This window comes from Pseudomonas inefficax (assembly GCF_900277125.1).
GTDB lineage: Bacteria > Pseudomonadota > Gammaproteobacteria > Pseudomonadales > Pseudomonadaceae > Aquipseudomonas > Aquipseudomonas inefficax.
This window is the reverse complement of the sequence record NZ_OPYN01000129.1, coordinates 1-1,393: the sequence shown is the minus strand read 5'-3', so window position 1 is coordinate 1,393 and position 1,393 is coordinate 1. Positions and strand designations below refer to the sequence as shown.

Below are 1,393 nucleotides of genomic sequence, written 5' to 3'. Positions count from 1 at the left end.
CACGCCCGACACGGGTCGGCCAGGCGCTGGCCAACAACCCCGCCTCGACCCAGCGCGTGAACAAATCGCATTCCGCCTGCGCGTAAGCTAATTCACAAAACAGACATTGCCGCTTTGCCAGGGCGATGTCTTCCCGTTTTTTGTAGGATTTTTCAACAATAAGCACGGAGACTTTCAACACTTATATACTCGGCATTACCAAATTCCGGGAATGGTCGTATCGTGCAGCGCTTCCGATAACCCCACTTGCAGACGTATTCCTGAGTGATCCAGGAAGCGGACCACATCCTGACAGGAGTTTCTTCATGACTACCGTGCTGATCGTCGACGACCACCCAATCGTGCGACTATCCTTGCGCATCTTGCTCGAACGCGAGCGCTTCCGTGTCGTCGGCGAGGTCGGCAATGGCAGCGAGGTGGCGCAGGTGGCCCGCGACCTGCGCCCGGATGTGGTGATTCTCGACATCGGCCTGCCCGGCCTGGATGGCATGGAAGTGATCAAGCGCCTGCAATGCCTGGAGTCGGCCCCCAAGATCCTGGTGTTGACCGGCCAGGCCTCCGACCTGTACGTGCGGCGCTGCCTGGATGCCGGCATCGGCGGTTTCGTCACCAAGGGAGAAGACCTCGAGGCGGTGGTGTTTGCCATGAAGGCCCTGGTCAAGGGCTATTCGACCTTCCCGCAGATGTCGGTCAACAGCAACTCGCTGGAAAGCGAACCAGTGCGCCTAGCCAGCCTGTCCAACCGGGAAATGGAAGTGCTGCGGCGCCTGGCGCGCGGCGAGAACAACAAGAATATCGGCACCTGCATGAACCTCAGCGCCAAGACCATCAGCACTTACCGGGGCCGCATCATGGAAAAGCTCAAGACCGAATCGCTGGTTGAAATGGTCGACCTGGCCAAGCGCAACAACGTCAACTGAGCGCTCGGTGGCAATGAAGCGAATGCTGGCAAGCGCCCTCCTGGCCATCGGCCTGGCCAGCTCCTGCGCGCTGGCCGATAGCGAACCCCGCCAGCTGCTCGCCCGCTCGGTCAGTGCCGCCGCACCGCTGGCGCTATCCAACGAAGACCGGCAATGGTTACAGCGGCGACAGCACCTGGTGCTAGGCAGTTCGCGCCCGGATTACCCTCCGTTGGAAATCAATGTCAGCCAACGCGACTACGAAGGCCTCAGCGCCGATTACGCGGGCATCATTGCCGAACAGCTAGGCATCAGCATCGAAGTGCGACGCTTCGACAGCCGCCACGAAGCCATCGCTGCGCTACGCGACGGCCGTATCGACCTGCTCGGCAGCTCCAATGCCTTCGAGGCGGCGGATGCCCAGCTCAGCCTCAGTGCAAGCTACGCCGACGATCTGCCGGTCATCGTCACCCGCGAGGGGCGCAGCTTGAAGA

The 1,393-nt window shown here is 61.1% G+C and carries 2 protein-coding genes and 1 pseudogene; all 3 read left to right on the top strand.

The window, feature by feature from the left end:
• Positions 1 to 86, top strand: a pseudogene (locus JV551A3_RS31245) (DUF1272 domain-containing protein); the annotation flags it as partial.
• Between the two features lie 219 nt (positions 87 to 305).
• A complete protein-coding gene (locus tag JV551A3_RS15075; RefSeq protein WP_133978873.1) occupies positions 306 to 920 on the top strand; it encodes a response regulator transcription factor in 615 nt (204 codons plus the stop codon).
• Between the two features lie 13 nt (positions 921 to 933).
• A partial coding sequence (locus JV551A3_RS15070) for a transporter substrate-binding domain-containing protein (protein ID WP_133978872.1) occupies positions 934 to 1,393 on the top strand: 460 nt, incomplete at its 3' end.

What these genes read in the sequence shown, in the direction of transcription:
- JV551A3_RS15075 (WP_133978873.1), top strand. Translation starts at nt 306, where the DNA reads ATGACTACCGTGCTGATCGTCGACGACCACCCAATCGTGCGACTATCC.